This is a genomic window from Citrobacter sp. 172116965, from assembly GCF_013458095.1.
Classification (GTDB): Bacteria; Pseudomonadota; Gammaproteobacteria; order Enterobacterales; family Enterobacteriaceae; genus Citrobacter; species Citrobacter braakii.
In genome coordinates, this window is sequence record NZ_CP046673.1 from 2574662 (window position 1) to 2592631 (window position 17970).

Annotated in this window: 14 protein-coding genes; 2 read left to right on the forward strand and 12 right to left on the reverse strand. The window is 51.6% G+C overall.

The window, feature by feature from the left end; translation table 11 throughout:
- Positions 1-87: 87 nt before the first annotated feature.
- Positions 88-990 (reverse strand): manganese-dependent inorganic pyrophosphatase, encoded by a 903-nt coding sequence (locus GPJ68_RS12455; RefSeq protein WP_104651596.1) that lies wholly within the window; start codon positions 988-990, stop codon positions 88-90.
- A gap of 230 nt (positions 991-1220) precedes the next feature.
- Between GPJ68_RS12455 and pcaQ the strand changes: the two genes are divergently transcribed.
- Positions 1221-2144, forward strand: coding sequence for a pca operon transcription factor PcaQ (pcaQ, locus tag GPJ68_RS12460; RefSeq protein ID WP_003020288.1), 924 nt, complete (start codon positions 1221-1223; stop codon positions 2142-2144).
- A gap of 45 nt (positions 2145-2189) precedes the next feature.
- On the opposite strand, the gene GPJ68_RS12465 is transcribed toward pcaQ, so the two are convergent.
- From GPJ68_RS12465 to hrpA, 11 genes are all read right to left on the reverse strand, one after another.
- On the reverse strand, positions 2190-3878 hold the full coding sequence (locus tag GPJ68_RS12465) for a methyl-accepting chemotaxis protein (RefSeq protein ID WP_016156598.1): 1689 nt from the start codon (positions 3876-3878) through the stop codon (positions 2190-2192).
- Positions 3879-4047: 169 nt separating this feature from the next.
- Complete coding sequence (locus tag GPJ68_RS12470) at positions 4048-5166, reverse strand: S-(hydroxymethyl)glutathione dehydrogenase/class III alcohol dehydrogenase (RefSeq protein WP_016153173.1); 1119 nt, start codon at positions 5164-5166, stop codon at positions 4048-4050.
- A gap of 32 nt (positions 5167-5198) precedes the next feature.
- A complete protein-coding gene (locus GPJ68_RS12475) occupies positions 5199-5474 on the reverse strand; it encodes a metal/formaldehyde-sensitive transcriptional repressor (RefSeq protein ID WP_003833178.1) in 276 nt (91 codons plus the stop codon).
- A gap of 335 nt (positions 5475-5809) precedes the next feature.
- A protein-coding gene (locus tag GPJ68_RS12480) for an IS1-like element IS1B family transposase (RefSeq protein WP_095033700.1) occupies positions 5810-6507 on the reverse strand; the annotation gives its coding sequence in 2 pieces (ribosomal slippage) (positions 5810-6258 and positions 6258-6507; 699 coding nt in all).
- 83 nt (positions 6508-6590) lie between these two features.
- Positions 6591-7892: an AppA family phytase/histidine-type acid phosphatase gene (locus tag GPJ68_RS12485; protein ID WP_109018346.1), complete on the reverse strand. Its 1302-nt coding sequence runs from the start codon at positions 7890-7892 to the stop codon at positions 6591-6593.
- Between the two features lie 278 nt (positions 7893-8170).
- The gene (locus GPJ68_RS12490; protein ID WP_049042983.1) at positions 8171-9439 is read right to left on the reverse strand and encodes a Y-family DNA polymerase; all 1269 of its coding nucleotides are present in this window, start codon (positions 9437-9439) and stop codon (positions 8171-8173) included.
- 2 nt (positions 9440-9441) lie between these two features.
- On the reverse strand, positions 9442-9861 hold the full coding sequence (locus tag GPJ68_RS12495; RefSeq protein WP_016153176.1) for a translesion error-prone DNA polymerase V autoproteolytic subunit: 420 nt from the start codon (positions 9859-9861) through the stop codon (positions 9442-9444).
- A 171-nt stretch (positions 9862-10032) separates the two neighbouring features.
- Positions 10033-10563 carry a cytochrome b561 gene (cybB, locus tag GPJ68_RS12500; RefSeq protein ID WP_104652040.1) on the reverse strand — a complete coding sequence of 177 codons (531 nt, stop codon included), beginning with the start codon at positions 10561-10563 and terminating at the stop codon, positions 10033-10035.
- A 149-nt stretch (positions 10564-10712) separates the two neighbouring features.
- Positions 10713-12152 (reverse strand): aldehyde dehydrogenase, encoded by a 1440-nt coding sequence (aldA, locus tag GPJ68_RS12505; RefSeq protein WP_016153178.1) that lies wholly within the window; start codon positions 12150-12152, stop codon positions 10713-10715.
- A 199-nt stretch (positions 12153-12351) separates the two neighbouring features.
- Positions 12352-13143, reverse strand: coding sequence for a YdcF family protein (locus GPJ68_RS12510; protein ID WP_047417340.1), 792 nt, complete (start codon positions 13141-13143; stop codon positions 12352-12354).
- An 85-nt stretch (positions 13144-13228) separates the two neighbouring features.
- Positions 13229-17131, reverse strand: a complete 3903-nt coding sequence (hrpA, locus tag GPJ68_RS12515) for an ATP-dependent RNA helicase HrpA (protein WP_104652041.1) — start codon at positions 17129-17131, stop codon at positions 13229-13231.
- Between the two features lie 201 nt (positions 17132-17332).
- Between hrpA and azoR the strand changes: the two genes are divergently transcribed.
- Positions 17333-17938: an FMN-dependent NADH-azoreductase gene (gene azoR / locus GPJ68_RS12520; protein ID WP_006684422.1), complete on the forward strand. Its 606-nt coding sequence runs from the start codon at positions 17333-17335 to the stop codon at positions 17936-17938.
- Positions 17939-17970: the final 32 nt, after the last annotated feature.

A 17970-nucleotide genomic window follows, 5' to 3' on the forward strand; every position in this document is an offset into this window, starting at 1 on the left:
GTAGAAAACGCCGCTGACTCCGGTGGGAAGAATTTACAAAGTGTGACCCCGCGTAAATTTCCCACCCCTACAGACAGTGAACAGAACCTACTGGCGTGGTTTTAAATGACTTTCCAGCCAGGGCAACATCTGTTTTTTACGGCTGAGCATCCCCTCCACCTTACAGGGCTGCGGGATGTCTGACAGCGCTGAACCGGCAAACCACAGGCTGGTGTCGCCCAGATTAATATCGGTGAGCATCAGTACAACCAGCGCGGCATTCTTTTCCTCAGCATAGCGCGCCATTTCCAGACGGAGATCGTCCAGCACCGCATCCACCTGTTGCAGCGCATACAGTTCAAGCTGCGCCACACAAACCGAATGTCCATGAATGGTGAAGGTTTTAATGTCTTTCTGCAGAAGCTCGCGAGCGCTCATGCCTTCCACGCTTGTTTTAGCAGACAGCAGGTCGCGACTAAACGCCTCGAGATCCACACCGGTTTTTTGGGCCAGGGCCTCCACCGCCAGGCGATCGTCAGAGGTGGTCGTTGGTGAGCGAAGCGTGACAGTGTCACTTAATGCGGCACCCAGCAATAAAACGGCCTCAGCGGCAGACAACTGGTTGCGCTCCTCTTCCGTCATCAGTTGCCATAACAGCGTCGCGCTGCTGCCGACTGGCTTCACCCACACTTCTGGTGGCAGACGAGTGACTAATCCACCGAGTCGGTGATGATCGATAATTCCCACGACGTTACTTTCTGCCAGCGATGCCGGCCCCTGGGCAGGCTCGGTGAAATCGACCAGCCACACATCACGATCGGTCAGTTCAAACGTCAGCCGTTCGGGCATCGTCAGTCCTGCATGTTCAAAGATAAATTGCGTTTCGCGGTTAGGTTCGCCCAGACGCCATGCCGTCGCCTGCTGGCCACGTAAAGTAAGCCAACGCGCCGTCATGGCGGCGGTACAAATGGCATCGCTATCGGGGTTAAGGTGCCCTATTACATCTATCATTAATCAGTACCTTGTGAAGAGAATGGTTCAAAAGCAAACAATAACGAAAGTATATCGACTGGACGGATTCTCTTCCATGATCCCACCACCCGGTGACGCTGTACAAAACATAAGCAAAATAAATCAGTTGTAAGTAAAATAGGATAAATGTTAATAATATTTTGCTATCAAGTTATCAAAATCGAACAACTTCACTTGTCACCGATACGACTCTGTTTTTAACATCGCTTATGGAAAAAAATGTTCTGTTCAATCAGCGCATTCGCTTGCGCCACCTTCATACTTTTGTCGCCGTTGCACAGCAGGGAACGTTGGGCCGCGCGGCTGAGACCCTTAACCTGAGCCAACCAGCCCTCTCCAAAACGCTGAATGAACTGGAGCAACTGACCGGTACCCGGCTCTTTGAGCGTGGCCGTCTTGGCGCACAATTAACGCTGCCCGGAGAACAGTTTCTTACCCACGCAGTCAGAGTGCTGGATGCGCTCAACACCGCCGGACAAGCCTTAAACCAGCGCGAAGAGTCACAGACGGATGTCGTACGAATTGGTGCCTTACCCACCGCGGCCCTGGGCATTCTGCCGGCGGTCATTGGCCCGTTCCATAAGCAGCAAATGGAGACCACGCTGCAGGTTGCCACCATGAGTAATCCCATGATCCTGGCGGGTTTAAAGTCAGGGGAAATTGATCTCGGCATTGGCCGTATGGCCGATCCGGAATTGATGGTTGGTCTGAACTACGAGCTGTTATTTCTGGAATCGCTTAAACTGGTCGTGCGCCCTAACCACCCGTTGTTGCAGGAAACCATCACGCTGAGTCGAGTGATGGAGTGGCCGGTGGTGGTTTCACCAAAAGGAACCGCCCCTCGCCAGCACGCAGAGGCGTTGTTGCAAAGTCAGGGCTGCAAAATGCCGCCGGGCTGTATTGAAACGCTGTCAGCATCGCTCTCCCGCCAACTGACGGTCGATTACGACTATGTGTGGTTTGTCCCTTCAGGCGCGGTTAGAGAAGATTTACGCCAGGCGACGCTGGTGTCGTTGCCGATACCCACCCACGGTGCGGGTGAACCCATCGGTATTCTTACCCGTGTCGATGTGCAGCTCTCTCAGGCCGCGCAGATCCTGATCGCCGCAATACGCAAAACCGTACCGTTTTGATGCCAAAAATTAAGGGACCATCAGGTCCCTTAATTGATTTTATTGTTAAAACGTTTCCCAGTTATCGCCACTGGCAGTTGCCGCCTGCGGGCGTGAATGGTCAGGCTTTGTCGTCACAGGCGCGCGTTTAATAGCACTTGTCCCTGTTAAACGGAATGTGCCAACAGCTTCCGTTAAGCGCGCCGCCTGCTCTTCCAGCGATGCCGCAGCGGCAGAGGCTTCTTCAACCAGCGAGGCATTTTGCTGCGTTACCTTATCCATTTCTGAAATTGCCTGGCTCACCTGGACGATACCCCGGCTCTGCTCATCAGAGGCCGCTGCAATTTCCAGCATAATGTCGGTGACGCGTTTTACCGCATCGACAATATCCGTCATCGTATTGCCCGCGGCGACCACTTCTCCGGATCCCTGATCAATCAGTCGGACTGATTCGCTGATCAACCCTTCAATCTCTTTTGCCGCCTGAGCGCTGCGGCTTGCCAGCGTGCGCACCTCACTGGCAACCACGGCAAATCCACGGCCCTGCTCTCCAGCCCGCGCCGCTTCAACCGCTGCGTTCAGCGCCAGAATATTGGTCTGGAAAGCAATGCTGTTAATAACGGCTGTGATTTCGGAGATTTTCTTCGAACTCGTTGAGATATTGCCCATAGTTTTGACCACGCCAGAAACCATCTGACCGCCCCGACTGGCCTTACCGGAGGCATCTTCTGCCAGCTTGCTCGCATGATGCGCGTTGTCGGCGTTTTGCTTCACCGTCGCCGTCAACTCTTCCATGCTGGCCGCCGTTTGTTCAATCGCCGCAGCCTGTTGTTCAGTACGTGAAGACAGATCGGTGTTCCCCGCCGAAATCTCACTGGTACCGCGATAAATCTCTTCCGCGCCCTGACGCACCGTGCCTACCGTTGTCCCCAGCGAACGTTGCATTGTTTGCAGATGGCGGCTCAGGCGACCAATTTCGCTGCGCCCGGTCGGTTCCTCCGGCATGGTCAGATCCCCCGCTGAAATTTGCTCAATGCGCTGGGCGGCACGCAACAGAGGATGAATGACGGTACGACGCAGAACAATGAACGTCATCACGGTCAGCGCCAGCGCAAGAACAAATGCGCCCAGCATAAAAGCCATACCAAGCTGTGTACGCTGATGCGCCTGTTCGCTTAACTGATTCGCCCTGGTGGTACGAATGTCGATCGCCTTTAACAGCACCTTGTTGTACGCAGAGTCCAGCGGTCTGGCCTGTTCATTTTCATGGTTGATGATCGCCTCAAACATGCCGTTTTTAGCGTACTTCAGCATCGGCTGTAAGCCGTCGGTATAGGCTTTGAAGCTGGCGCTCAGTTCAGCGTCTAACGCTTCATCGGCAGACGTTTTTACCGCGCGTGACATATAAGCATTGAAACCGTCCTGCGATTGCTTAATCCGTTTTTCTGCCTCGGCGATATTGGCCTTCATGTCATCCATTTCGGCAATACGGCTCGCCGCGCCGGCGTGGATCATGTTGATACGCGCGGTACGCAAGTGGTTAGAGCTGTTAGATAACCCCATCCTGACCTGAATCTCATCGGTCACGTCGCGCTGATCGCGATCGGCCTGCATAAGAAAATAGCTTGCCAGCCCGGAACTTAAGGCGAACAGCAGAAGGATGCCACCGAGAATGGAGGAAAACAGCGGAACCAGCCGGATTTGATGCAGAAAGCCCAGTTTATGCTGGGCTTGCATCGATGTAGTGTTGTCCATGACCGTCGACTCTCTTGTAGGGTTTATGCGTGAAAACACGCCCGTTAGATAGTCATCGGCAATCCGGGAAGTTTACTTACCGTGAAAAGCGCCGGATTCGTCACACTTTCACAACATAATTCTAAAAAATTCAGGAAAGTGCCAGCGGAGAAATCCGCTGGCCAATGAATCAGTTATCGCCAAAGTGGATAACGGTACGGATGGATTTACCCTGATGCATTAAATCGAACGCGTCGTTAATCTGCTCCAGCGGTAAACGGTGGGTAATAAACGGATCCAACTGAATTTTCCCGCTCATCGCATCTTCAACCATACCAGGAAGCTGAGTACGCCCCTTCACGCCGCCAAACGCGGAACCGCGCCAGACACGCCCGGTAACTAACTGGAACGGACGTGTTTTGATCTCTTGTCCGGCTCCTGCCACGCCAATAATGATGCTTTCGCCCCATCCTTTATGGCAGCATTCCAGCGCCGCGCGCATCACGTTAACGTTACCGATACATTCGAAACTAAAGTCCACGCCGCCATCGGTAAGCTCGACAATCACATCCTGAATCGGTTTGTCGTAATCCTTCGGATTGATGAAATCGGTCGCGCCCATTTCACCTGCCAGCGTAAATTTTTCCGGATTGGTATCAACGGCCAGAATACGCCCGGCTTTCGCCTGCGCCGCGCCCTGAATCACCGCCAGGCCAATACCGCCCAGACCAAATACGGCGACGGTATCGCCTTCTTTCACTTTTGCGGTGTTATGGACCGCTCCGATACCGGTGGTCACGCCACAGCCCAGCAGACACACTTTGTCCAGCGGAGCCTGCGGGTTAACCTTCGCCAGAGAGATCTCCGCGCAAACGGTGTATTCGCTGAAGGTGCTGGTGCCCATATAGTGATAAATCGGCTCGCCGTTATACGAGAAACGGGTTGTGCCATCCGGCATCAGACCTTTGCCCTGGGTCGCACGTACGGCCTGACACAGGTTAGTTTTACCCGATTTACAGAACTTACACTCGCCACATTCTGCGGTGTATAGCGGGATCACATGATCGCCCGGTTTCAGGCTGGTAACGCCTTCACCCACTTCAACCACAATGCCGCCACCTTCATGGCCGAGCACCGCCGGGAAAACCCCTTCCGGATCGTCGCCTGAGAGCGTAAAAGCATCAGTATGGCACACGCCTGTGTGGGTAATTTTAACCAGCACTTCACCTTTCTTTGGCGGTGCGACATCGATTTCGACAATTTTTAACGGTTGGCCGGGGCCGAATGCAACTGCTGCACGTGATTTCATTTGTCTCTTCCCATTATTGCGAGGTGATGGTGTTATTTTAGATAAGCACGCAGAAGATGGCCGATTTCAGCCATGCGCACGGCACGCTGGTCTGGGGTTGTTTCCCCGCTGACCAGTTCGTCTTTCAGGTGGATCTCAACCATTTCGCCCATCAGGCCATTGGATGCGCCGCGCACGGCGGCAATTTGTTGCAGGATAGCCAAACACGGCTCGCCGGACTCCAGCGCGCGCTCAAGCGCATCAACCTGACCGCGAATACGGCGTACACGGGTGAGAATGCGTTTTTTATCTTCGGGTGAATGCGGCATACGCCCTCCAAATACTATAGGGGGGTATACTATCAGTCTTTTTAACTAATTGTAAAATAAATAACTTGTTATTCTTTAATGAGTTGCACAAACAGCACATTTAGATATATGTGGACATATCACCGTGTAAAGCAGTTTTAGAGCCGCAACACCGAGCGCTTTTCGATGTATTCTGCATCGCTGAACAGTCCGGATTTTTTCTGGAACAGCGTAACTGGATTGTCACTCGCAAAGAACAGTCAGTTGAAGACTCATGTAATTATGAACAATACGAATACCCCCGACTACAAACCGGGGGTTTCTATTTTTTAATACGCTATGGTAATGACTCCAACTTATTGATAGTGTTTTATGTTCAGATAATGCCCGATGACTTTGTCATGCAGCTCCACCGATTTTGAGAACGACAGCGACTTCCGTCCCAGCCGTGCCAGGTGCTGCCTCAGATTCAGGTTATGCCGCTCAATTCGCTGCGTATATCGCTTGCTGATTACGTGCAGCTTTCCCTTCAGGCGGGATTCATACAGCGGCCAGCCATCCGTCATCCATATCACCACGTCAAAGGGTGACAGCAGGCTCATAAGACGCCCCAGCGTCGCCATAGTGCGTTCACCGAATACGTGCGCAACAACCGTCTTCCGGAGCCTGTCATACGCGTAAAACAGCCAGCGCTGGCGCGATTTAGCCCCGACGTATCCCCACTGTTCGTCCATTTCCGCGCAGACGATGACGTCACTGCCCGGCTGTATGCGCGAGGTTACCGACTGCGGCCTGAGTTTTTTAAATGGCGGAAAATCGTGTTGAGGCCAACGCCCATAATGCGGGCGGTTGCCCGGCATCCAACGCCATTCATGGCCATATCAATGATTTTCTGGTGCGTACCGGGTTGAGAAGCGGTGTAAGTGAACTGCAGTTGCCATGTTTTACGGCAGTGAGAGCAGAGATAGCGCTGATGTCCGGCGGTGCTTTTGCCGTTACGCACCACCCCGTCAGTAGCTGAACAGGAGGGACAGCTGATAGAAACAGAAGCCACTGGAGCACCTCAAAAACACCATCATACACTAAATCAGTAAGTTGGCAGCATCACCATACGCTATATATATAATAATTAGTTACTTATTCCGTAACTGCACACTCTGGCACGCGAATTTCCTTAATGAGCCTGGAAAAACTTTTTAACGAACACATTCCCTGACTATTTTTCTCTTCACATGCAATTAATTTTAAATCAACTTTGCCGGCAGGTTTTTCTAACGACAACGTTTGTATATCCCTCATATCTCTCAGCGTCTGATAAACAAATGAAACCTGAACCCAATCCGTATTATCACTGGTTCTTTTCCACTTTTCGAATACAAGCTCCCCACCAGGAGGGGTATTATCGGGTTGACCGGGCAGCGACCAGTTAAGATCTAAAGCCCCGCTTAAATTTGCAAGATTGGTATCATGACCAGCAATAAACAACAGAGATACGGGTAATTTTATGCCATACCTGTTTTCTGTTGTACCATTTGTCAATAATGCAGTGTCTATCATATCGAGTAATGGTGTGGCCCTACTACGGGCAACTTCTGGAGTTCTTTGCAAAAGATCAAACTGAGCGTTATGCAGACTTAACAAATCTCTCCATTCTTTTTCCCCCGTAATACGCCCCCAGGCTACCTGTGGCATTCCCTGGGCCTCTTGCAACAGAAATATCTCAGTCAGCGTGGAAGAAAGGCTCCAGGCACCAGGTAATGATACATTGTCAGGCGTTACCTTAAGTTCAGACGGTAAAGCCTCTGGTAATGTGCATTTCGTAGACTTTTCTGTAGTCTTACATGTCTCCGATTGTGAGAAATTTAAAACATTTTCCAGGGTCCGAAATGAAGATTGATAGCGTTGGGTATACAGTTCAATATTTCCTCCGGCCCGTTCCAGAATAGCGTTTTTAACCTTCAATGTGTTAAACGAACATTTCCCCATTTTTACCGGATTAAAAAGAGGATCAGTTTTTTCTTCATCCTTCTGATAATGCACTTGAATTTGACATTTTGGTGCTAACCCAGCCAGAAACGCCTCACCCGTTTTACGGGTGCGTTGATCCGTGTCTGCAATAACAGCAACCTGCCCTGGAGATGGGCACGTTTGATTATTCAACAGACCTTTGCTCGTGAACCATAAACGTTGATACTGACCTAATTCAGAAACAAGTTCTCCCCCACGAGGCGTTAGCCATCCTAACGGCACATCCCATTGTGGCCATTGATCGGGTGTGACATCTTTCATTATTGGAGTGAACTTCGTAGGTGCTCTTACTCCATGACGGCTCACTATCACAACCCGCTCAAGTTTCATACCGTTCTGCTCTTCAGCATGTATTGAGAAAGAACCGCATAAGAGAGAGAAAAATAATAAACGAATGATGAATGTACTCATTACCAGCACCACCTTTTCGTAAGTGAAAAACAAACAACTCGTATAAGCCAGTTCGATAACTGGTTCTATCAGATAGAAATAATCCTACTCCTGAGTTCACAACAATCCAACTTTTTGAATATCAACTTTGTCTCTTATCGAAGTATTAAAGGAGCGCTAATTTAGCCGCGCTGGAAAGGTATCCAAGGTTATGGAATCGTTGGCAATTTACAACGTCCTGTCATTGAAAGGATAATTGATCCGGTATAAATAAGGTGGGCGGAAGCCTTGTTTGGCTATCAATTTACCCGCAGCAAATCACTGTATCTCGTTGTATAACGTGGTGAAAGCATGTCTCGCTTCATCGCCCACGGCTGCTGTATCCCTTGCCCGGCAAAGTAGAGCGTTCCTTTCCCCTTTTCAGCATTAAGAGTATCCAGTAGGTCCATCAATTTATCGCTGTTACGCCGCGGGGCGTTATTATCAAAAAGATTCAGCTGTGCAACGCCAGAGCTAAAAAAATCCCCCAGCATAACGCCCGCTTTTTGATAACGTAGCCCCTCTCGCCAAACGGCGTCCAGGCTGCGCGTGGCTGCTGTAATAATGTCCCGGCTATCCTGAGTTGGCGTCAGCAGTTTTATCGATGCGCTGTTACCGTAATAAGGTTGATTCAGGACAAACGGACTGGTTTTGATAAACGTAGAGATAAACCGGCAGTACTGGTGTTCTCTGCGCAGCTTTTCCGCAGCACGTGAAGCATAGGTGCAAATGGCCTCTCTCATGGCGTTGTAATCCGTGAGTTTTTCACCAAACGATCTTGAGCAGATAATTTCCTGCTTATCCGGCGCAAACTCTTCCAGCGCCAGACAAGGCTCACCGCGCAATTCCCGGACGGTTCGCTCAAGCACGACGCTGAAATGTTTACGAATGAAGCGAATATCGGTATCCGCCAGGTCGAGAACCGTTTTAATACCCATAACGTCCAGTTTTTTGCCGATACGGCGTCCGATGCCCCAGACTTCATCAACCGGGAGTGCTGCCATCAGCTTACGCTGGCGTTCAATATTTGAGAGATCCACGACTCCGCCCGTCTGTTCCTGCCACTTTTTGGCCGCATGGTTCGCCAGTTTGGCCAGGGTTTTGGTCTGAGCGATGCCGACCCCAACCGTGAGACGTGTTTTCTGCAAAATAGTTGCTCTGATTTCCTGACCAAAATCCGTAAGATCCCTGCAGTTTCGCACGCCCGTTAAATCACAAAAGGCTTCATCAATACTGTATATCTCCACGCGTGGCGACAACTCCTCCAGAATCGACATCACCCTGCTGCTCATATCCGCATACAGTTCGTAGTTCGAACTAAAACAGAACACGCCATAGCGCCTGAACAGATCTTTCTGTTTGAAGTACGGAGCGCCCATATTAACGCCAAGCGCCTTTGCCTCTACGCTACTGGCAATAACGCAGCCATCGTTATTTGAAAGAACGACAACGGGCTTCCCTTTCAGATCAGGCCGGAATGCCGACTCACAACTGGCATAAAACGCGTTAACATCCACCAGTGCAAACATCATCAGCCCGCAGCTTTAATGATAAATGTCACCACGCCAAATATATCCAGCGTGTCCTCGCTGCTAATCATGATCGGCGCGTAGGCGCTGTTCTCTGGCTTCAGCATCACAACCGGATGTAATTGCAGGCGTTTAACGGTGAATTCGCCCTCAACGGCGGCAATAACGATGTCTCCATGGGCAGGTTTTCTGGCGCTGTCGACAATCAGTAAATCACCCTCGCCGATCCCTGCTCCCCTCATAGAGTCGCCAGATGATTTAACAAAATAGGTTGCGCTGGGATGCCGTACCAGCAGGTCATTGAGGTCGATACGTTTCTCAACGTAGTCCTGCGCAGGAGATGGAAAACCGCAGGGCACAAGATCGCTAAATAACGGAAAGTGTTTAATTTCGCGGCGTTCCGCAGGCTGGAAAAACAACATAATAATCTGCCTCTCATTTACTGTATTTATATACAGTAGTTTTAATAAGAGCAGCAATCAAGTAGCGAGTGTGATGAACTGGACGTTGTTTAACCATCTTGTCGGTAAGTTTTTATGATGTCTGGAAAAATAATCGGCTAAAAAAATACCCCGCATTTGCGGGGCATTACATCAGGAGCGTTTTCGCGGCATCATGCGCAGCAGCGTATTGTCCTTCCAGAAATAGTGGTGCATCAGAGCCGCAGCGGCATGCAGAGCAATAACAAAATAGCCCAGATTTGCCAGCGTCACGTGCCAGGACTTCAGCATATCCACTACATCAAAATTGGCCTCTGCCGCATGCGGCATAACGATGCCGAATGCAATCCACGGGTTACCCCGGTTGTACATCATCACCAGCCCAATAATCGGCAGAACAATAAACAGCAGATAGATAACCAGATGCCCCAGATGCGCCATTCCGGTCATCATCGGCTTCGGTTTTGGCATAATCGGCGGTGCCGGATATTTTAGCCTGACCAGCAGACGCGCCACCATCAGCGTTAAAATAGTGATGCCACAGGATACGTGCACCATGTTAAATAAGGGACGATAGCTGCGCGGGAAAAATCCGCGAAACTCCATAGCGCTGTAGGCCACAATGACCAACAAAAAGACCAGCCAGTGAATGCCAATTTGCAGGCCAGAATACTTATTCCCCATAACACTTCCTGAATAAAAACAATAATGCGTCACCATAACGGGCTTTTGTTAAAAATTCATTAACTTTTGCTCACCCGGCTTATTCTTATGGATCGCCAGCAAAGTGTGAGAATTGCGCCGGGTGGCGTACAGGCTCACCCGGCGAAAACTTAGGACTGCAGATACACCACCTGCGTTTGCAGATATTCGTTCAGACCGTGTTTACCGTCAGCCCCGCCAATCCCGGACTTGCGCCAGCCAGCATGAAAGCCCTGCATCGCCTCGAAGTTTTCACGATTAATATAGGTTTCGCCAAACTTCAGCCCTTTGATCGCCTTCATCGCCGTATTCAGATTCTGCGTATAGATCGATGAGGTCAGACCGTAATCGCTGTCATTGGCCATCGTCAGCGCCTGTTCCAGCGTATCAAACGCTACCACCGGTAGCACCGGACCAAACGTCTCCTCGTGCATAATCGCCATCTCCTGGCGCACGTCTAACAGTAACGTCGGTGGATAGTAATACCCTTTGCCGGAAACGGCCTTACCGCCCAGCACCACTCTGGCGCCTTCCTGCACCGCTCGTGCAACTTTCTGCTCTACACGCTCCAGCGCAGCGGCGTTAATCAGCGGCCCCATTGCAATATCATTGCGCTCAGCCGGATTGCCAAACTGCACGGCTTTCATCGCCTCGCCCAGACGATTGACGAATTGGTCATAAATACCTTTCTGAACGTACACGCGCTCGGCACAGTTGCATACCTGTCCGGTGTTGATCACCCGCGAGTCAACAATTGCCTTTACGGCCAGTTCAAGATCGGCATCATCCATCACGATAGCCGGGGCCTTGCCGCCCAACTCCAGACAAACTTTGGTGATATTTTTAGCCGCCGCAGCCATAATTTTCTCACCCGCCCCGACGCTACCGGTCATGCTCACCATGGCCACCTTCGGGTTTGCGGCCAGCGCTTGACCGACCGTTTCACCACGTCCCAGCACCAGATTAAATACGCCGCGCGGCAAGCCAATATCATCAACAATTTTGGCAAAGGCGATGGCGTTATTCGGTGTAAATTCACTCGGCTTAATGACAATGGTATTACCCGTCAACAGTGCGGGAGCCAGTTTGCGGGCAATCAGGAAAAATGGAAAGTTCCACGGCAGAATGCCCGTAGTCACGCCCAAAGCGCGCTTAAACAGCAGAATATTCTCGCCCGGACGATCGCTTTGCAGGATCTCGCCTTCATAGCGACGCGCCCACTCCGCCATATAATCGATATAGTCGGCGGTAAACGAGACTTCGACCTCAGCCAGTTGCTGTATTTTTCCACCCTCCGCCACAATCAGCGCGCTGATTTCACTGGCTCGCTGACGGATACCCGCAGAAATTTTGCGTAACCAGTTCGCCCGTTCAATGGCAGGCAGCGCTTCCCATTGCGGCTGAGCGCGCTGTGCAGCATCGATCGCTTTACACGCATCCTCGGCACGTCCATCGGGAATACGCGAGATCACCTCTTCCGTGGCAGGATTGACGACATCAATCCAGGCATCATCGTGCCAGGTCACAAACTGCCCATCGATATACATAGGATGTTGTACGGGTACTGACATGCGGCTCTCCTGTGATTGATTTGTTTTTAACAAGTAAAACTATTGTTAATTAATATCAATCATGCAGGTCGTATTATGGCTGGAGTGGCTGTTCTGTGAGCGGCTTCATAAAAGCGTCTGGCAAAGTGATGATGAAGGGAAAAAACAGGTGTGATTTTTGCCCGTTTGCCGCAAAACGCCGACAAACGGGCAACAGGAATTACAGAGAGCGGCTCTCCAGTAAGTCAGTCAGCACGATGTCATTTTGCAACTGCTGCCAGGCTTGCTCAACGTTCTGAGGAATATCAACATGGGCAATAAAATCGCGGCCACAAGGCCCATAACCGGTGGCATCATCACGCAGGCGAGGAAGTTCACCGGTTATGAGAGACAGATAGCGATCCACTGACCACAAACCTTCTGCTGCTGGCACAAAATCCACGCCGTCTTGCTGTTGGGCCAGCTCAGGGATGAATCCAGGGAAACTCAACCAGCGCGGCGCATGCGGCTCATCGCGGGTTACGCGCTGAAAGGTTGCCATCGTGCGACGTTGCATAGTGGGATCCTGTACCACAATGACGGTATGAATACTTTCCGTCGCCTGATTCAATAATGCACAGCTAAAACGGGCATTCTCACCGCAGTTTGTTGACTGGTCTTCCACCCAAATCTTCTCCCCCGGAATTTGCCAGAACTGATGTGCGATATCGGCAAGGATCGCCGCTTCCGCGCGTCCGGTGGTACGAATGATGTTGTAACGAGGATGCTCTGCAATCGCGTCATACAGAAATCGTGTGGAGTGACCGATGCCACCGCTAATCAACAAGGGAACCTGTTGCTCTTTCGCGATCCGGCAAGCGGCGTCGATGGTCGGAATAACCGCGTTCCCTGCCAGAATCACGCAATCTGACTGAACGGTGATATTCCCCGTAAAATCATTCTGCGCCAACCATCGCCCTACGGTATTGATCGCCGCAAGCGTGGTTGCGGAAAGTGTAGGAAACTGGCTCATACTCATGACTCCTGATCTTAATACTTTATCGGGTTGCATACCGGGCGGTGACGTCACCTTACCCGGTATGCTGTCTGGTACCGATTCATCCCGAAATCTGCTCCATCGCCTGCAAAATACGTTTATCGGAAATCGGATACGGCGTACCAAGCTGCTGGGCAAAATAGCTGACGCGCAGCTCTTCTATCATCCAGCGGATCTCTTTGACATCGTCATCTTCACGGCGCGCGGGAGGCAGTTTATTGAACCACTGCTGCCAGGCCTGCTGCACGCTATCTACTTTCAGCATCTGCGCACGGTCACGATGCGGATCGATAGCCAGTTTTTCCAGACGCTTTTCGATAGCCTGCAAATAACGCAGCGTATCGCCCAGACGCTTGAAACCATTGCCGGTAACAAATCCACGGTACACCAGCCCGCCCATCTGCGATTTGATATCCGCAAGCCCCAGCGCCATGGTCATATCCACGCGCCCTTTCAGACGTTTGTTGATATTAAACACCGCGGTCAGAATTTGTTCGACCTGCTTAGCAATATCCACCACCGTATCGTTCAGTTCAGCCCGCACTTTTTCATGCAGCGCCGCAAAGCCTTCTTCGGTCCACACCGGACCACCGTTGGCGTCGATCAGTTGATCCACACCACAGGATATACAGTCGTCAATCAAATCCAGCACTTTACCGTACGGGTTAAAATACAGCCCCAGCTTGGCTTTGTTGGGCAGTTTCTCATGCAAATATTTGATTGGTGAAGGAATATTCAGCAACAACAGGCGGCGTAAACCGCACCACATCGCCTGCTGTTGCTCCAGCGGGTTATCAAACAGTTTGATGGCAACGCTGTCACGCTCATCCACCAGCGCTGGCCAGGCTTTTACCTTATAGTTACCGCGTTTTTGCTCGTAACTCTCCGGAAGCTGACCGAAGCTCCAGATGTGCAACCCGCTCTGTTCGATACCGTCATCCGCCACCGCAGACAATGTTTCCTGAACTTTACCCTTCAGTGTGTCTTTCAGATCCTGTAGCGAACGTCCTTCCTGCAGCTTTTTGTTCTTATCATCCACTACCCGGAAGGTGATTTTTAGGTGATCGGGCACCTGATCCCAATGCCAGTCTTCACGGTCAACGGTCACGCCGGTCATGCGGCGCAGTTCACGCTCCAGCGAGTCCAGCAGCGGCAGTTCCAGCGGCGTGACGCGGCCTAAAAACGCTTCCGCATAGTTCGGCGCGGGCACAAAGTTGCGTCGTACCGGTTTCGGCAGAGACTTAATCAGGGCGATAACCAGTTCACGGCGCAGCCCCGGAATTTGCCATTCAAAACCGCTCTCTTCGATCTGATTGAGCAGCGGGAGCGGAATATGTACGGTCACACCGTCCGCATCGGCTCCGGGTTCGAACTGGTAACTTAACCGTAGTTTGAGATTGCCCTGATGCCAGAAGTTCGGGTAATCCAGCTTACTGATTTTTTCCGCACCCTCTTTGATGAGCATGCTCTTTTCAAAGTTGAGCAGATCCGGCGTTTCACGGCTGATCTTTTTCCACCAGCTGTCAAAGTGACGCGCGGAGACTACATCATGGCTGATGCGTTGGTCGTAAAACTCAAATAGCGTCTCATCATCAACCAGAATGTCGCGACGGCGCGATTTGTGCTCTAACTCTTCCACCTCTGCGCGTAACTTCAAATTGTCACGGAAAAACGCATGGCGCGTTTGCCAGTCGCCTTCCACCAGAGCATGGCGGATGAACAGTTCACGCGACAACGCGGGATCGATCTGGCTGTAGTTCACCTTACGAGCTGCAACAATCGGTAAACCGTAGACGGTAACCTTTTCTGTTGCCATCACTGCGCCCTGCGCACGTTCCCAGTGCGGTTCACTGTATGAACGTTTGATCAGATGCTGGGCAACCGGTTCGACCCACTCAGGATCGATGCGTGCAGCAATACGTCCCCACAGGCGGCTGGTTTCCACCAGCTCCGCTACCATCGTCCACTTCGGCGGTTTTTTAAATAGACCAGAGCCTGGGAAGATCGAGAAGCGAGCGTTACGCGCCCCGGTAAATTCCTGTTTATCGGCATCTTTCATCCCGATATGTGACAGTAAACCGGTCAGCAACGCGACGTGGATCTCTCTGTATTCAGCGGGTTCGCTGTTAACAGGAATCCCTAACTCTTTCACCACCTGACGCAGTTGCGTGTAGATATCCTGCCATTCACGCACGCGCAGGTAGTTCAGAAAATCAAGTTTGCACTGACGACGGAACTGGTTTGACGACAGCGCTTTCTGCTGCTCGCCGAGATAGTTCCACAGATTCACAAATGCGAGGAAATCAGACTCTTTGTCGTGGAAACGGCGATGCTTCTCGTCGGAGGCCTGCTGCTTGTCCATCGGGCGCTCGCGCGGATCCTGAATAGACAGCGCCGAGGTGATAATCATCGCCTCACGTACGCAGCCATGTTTTTGCGCTTCCAGCACCATGCGCGCCAGACGTGGATCCACCGGCAATTGCGAGAGCTGACGGCCCAATGGCGTCAGTTTGTAAGCGGTTGCCTGTTCGTCGGTGGTTATCGCCCCCAGTTCTTCGAGCAGGCGTACACCGTCCTGAATGTTACGTTTATCCGGCGCTTCAACAAACGGAAACGCCGCGATATCGCCCAGCCCCAAGGCGGTCATTTGCAAAATAACGGACGCCAGGTTGGTACGCAGGATCTCCGGGTCGGTAAACTCCGGGCGCGACAGGAAATCGTCTTCAGAATACAGACGAATACAGATCCCCTCCGAAACACGACCGCAACGGCCTTTACGCTGGTTGGCAGAGGCCTGCGACACCGGTTCAATCGGCAAGCGCTGAACTTTGGTGCGGTAACTGTAACGGCTGATACGCGCAGTACCCGGATCAATCACATACTTGATCCCCGGAACGGTCAGCGAGGTTTCCGCCACGTTGGTCGCCAGCACGATACGGCGACCGCTGTGCGACTGGAACACACGGTTCTGCTCGCTGTTGGAAAGACGCGCATACAGCGGTAGCACTTCGGTATGGCGCAAATCCAGCTTATTCAGCGCATCGGCGGTATCACGGATTTCGCGCTCGCCGCTCATGAAGATCAAAATGTCGCCCTGACTTTCACGGCCTAACTCATCTACGGCATCAAAAATTGCCTGCAATTGGTCACGCTCGGTGTCATCTGCGTCTTCAACAATTGGACGATAGCGAACTTCCACCGGATACGTTCGACCAGAGACTTCGATAATCGGTGCATTATTGAAATGCTTTGAAAAACGCTCCGGATCGATGGTTGCCGAAGTGATGATAATTTTTAGATCCGGACGGCGCGGCAGAAGCTCTTTCAGATAGCCGAGCAGAAAATCGATATTCAGGCTGCGCTCATGCGCTTCATCGATGATGATGGTGTCGTACTGCATCAGCAGCCGATCCTGCTGGATCTCCGCCAGCAAGATACCGTCCGTCATCAGCTTAACCATGGTGTTGTCGCTGACATGATCGCTAAAACGGACTTTATAACCGATACAACCGCCCGGCTCGGTTTGCAGCTCTTCTGCAATACGGTTCGCCACGGTACGCGCCGCCAGACGACGCGGCTGGGTATGGCCGATCAGCCCTTTTACCCCGCGCCCGAGCTCCATACAGATTTTGGGTAACTGAGTGGTTTTCCCTGACCCCGTTTCCCCGGCGACAATCACCACCTGGTTATCGCGGATCGCTTCCAGAATATCCTGTTTTTTCTGACTGACGGGCAGGTTTTCCGGGTAGCTGATGACCGGACGCGCGGCTTCACGCAGCACAACTTTACCTGCAGCGTGACCAATCTCTTTTGCCATCTCCTGGTAAATGGCCTGTTGTGCATCAGGATTTTTAACCTTCTTCACGCCCTGCAGACGGCGGGCAAAACGCTGTCTGTCACGCAGCATCAGTGAATCCAGCTGTTGCTGCAACATGTTGAAGGTTAATTTTTGTTGTTCTGTCATAGCGTTAAAAGGCAGTGCTCTGCCGGGTTAAATCTCTTTTAGATGATAGGTATAGAGTACCACATCAGCGCTTTTCATGTGTTGTTCAATAATTTCGAACATAGGATTCGATATATTGCGCTATCACTGCGACAGGATTGTGAATAAAGTGTCAACAAGCAACGGGGCACTCCCCCTTCAAACACATAAAAGGAAACACCCATGAGCAAGGTATTAGTTCTTAAATCCAGTATTCTGGCAGGGTACTCTCAGTCTGGTCAGTTGTCTGATTATTTTGTTGAACAGTGGCGTGAAAAGCACTCCGCTGATGAAATCACCGTCCGTGACCTGGCTGCAAATCCTGTTCCGGTACTGGATGGCGAACTGGTGGGTGCGCTGCGCCCGAGCGATGCGCCGCTGACACCGCGTCAGCAGGAAGCGCTGGCGTTGTCCGATGAGCTGATTGCTGAGCTGAAAGCGCATGATGTGATTGTTATCGCCGCGCCGATGTATAACTTCAACATCCCAACCCAGCTGAAAAACTATTTCGATCTGATTGCCCGTGCAGGTGTGACTTTCCGTTATACCGAGAAAGGTCCGGAAGGTCTGGTGACGGGTAAACGCGCAGTCGTGTTGACCAGCCGTGGTGGTATCCATAAAGATACGCCGACCGACCTGATCACGCCGTATCTGAACGTATTCCTGGGCTTTATTGGCATCACCGACGTGAACGTCGTCTTTGCTGAAGGCATTGCGTACGGCCCGGAAGTGGCGTCCAAAGCTCAGTCCGATGCGAAAGCCGCTATCGACAGCGTCGTCGCTGCCTGATACTTCACCCTCTCACCATCCGGTGGGAGGGT

Bases quoted from the DNA above. Each gene is read 5' to 3' on its own strand.
- pcaQ (WP_003020288.1), top strand. From the start codon at position 1,221: ATGGAAAAAAATGTTCTGTTCAATCAGCGCATTCGCTTGCGCCACCTT.
- GPJ68_RS12490 (WP_049042983.1), bottom strand. From the start codon at position 9,439: ATGTTTGCACTGGTGGATGTTAACGCGTTTTATGCCAGTTGTGAGTCG.
- GPJ68_RS12455 (WP_104651596.1), bottom strand. From the start codon at position 990: ATGATAGATGTAATAGGGCACCTTAACCCCGATAGCGATGCCATTTGT.
- hrpA (WP_104652041.1), bottom strand. From the start codon at position 17,131: ATGACAGAACAACAAAAATTAACCTTCAACATGTTGCAGCAACAGCTG.
- aldA (WP_016153178.1), bottom strand. From the start codon at position 12,152: ATGTCAGTACCCGTACAACATCCTATGTATATCGATGGGCAGTTTGTG.
- azoR (WP_006684422.1), top strand. From the start codon at position 17,333: ATGAGCAAGGTATTAGTTCTTAAATCCAGTATTCTGGCAGGGTACTCT.
- GPJ68_RS12475 (WP_003833178.1), bottom strand. From the start codon at position 5,474: ATGCCGCATTCACCCGAAGATAAAAAACGCATTCTCACCCGTGTACGC.
- cybB (WP_104652040.1), bottom strand. From the start codon at position 10,563: ATGGGGAATAAGTATTCTGGCCTGCAAATTGGCATTCACTGGCTGGTC.
- GPJ68_RS12510 (WP_047417340.1), bottom strand. From the start codon at position 13,143: ATGAGCCAGTTTCCTACACTTTCCGCAACCACGCTTGCGGCGATCAAT.
- GPJ68_RS12465 (WP_016156598.1), bottom strand. From the start codon at position 3,878: ATGGACAACACTACATCGATGCAAGCCCAGCATAAACTGGGCTTTCTG.
- GPJ68_RS12470 (WP_016153173.1), bottom strand. From the start codon at position 5,166: ATGAAATCACGTGCAGCAGTTGCATTCGGCCCCGGCCAACCGTTAAAA.
- GPJ68_RS12485 (WP_109018346.1), bottom strand. From the start codon at position 7,892: ATGAGTACATTCATCATTCGTTTATTATTTTTCTCTCTCTTATGCGGT.
- GPJ68_RS12495 (WP_016153176.1), bottom strand. From the start codon at position 9,861: ATGTTGTTTTTCCAGCCTGCGGAACGCCGCGAAATTAAACACTTTCCG.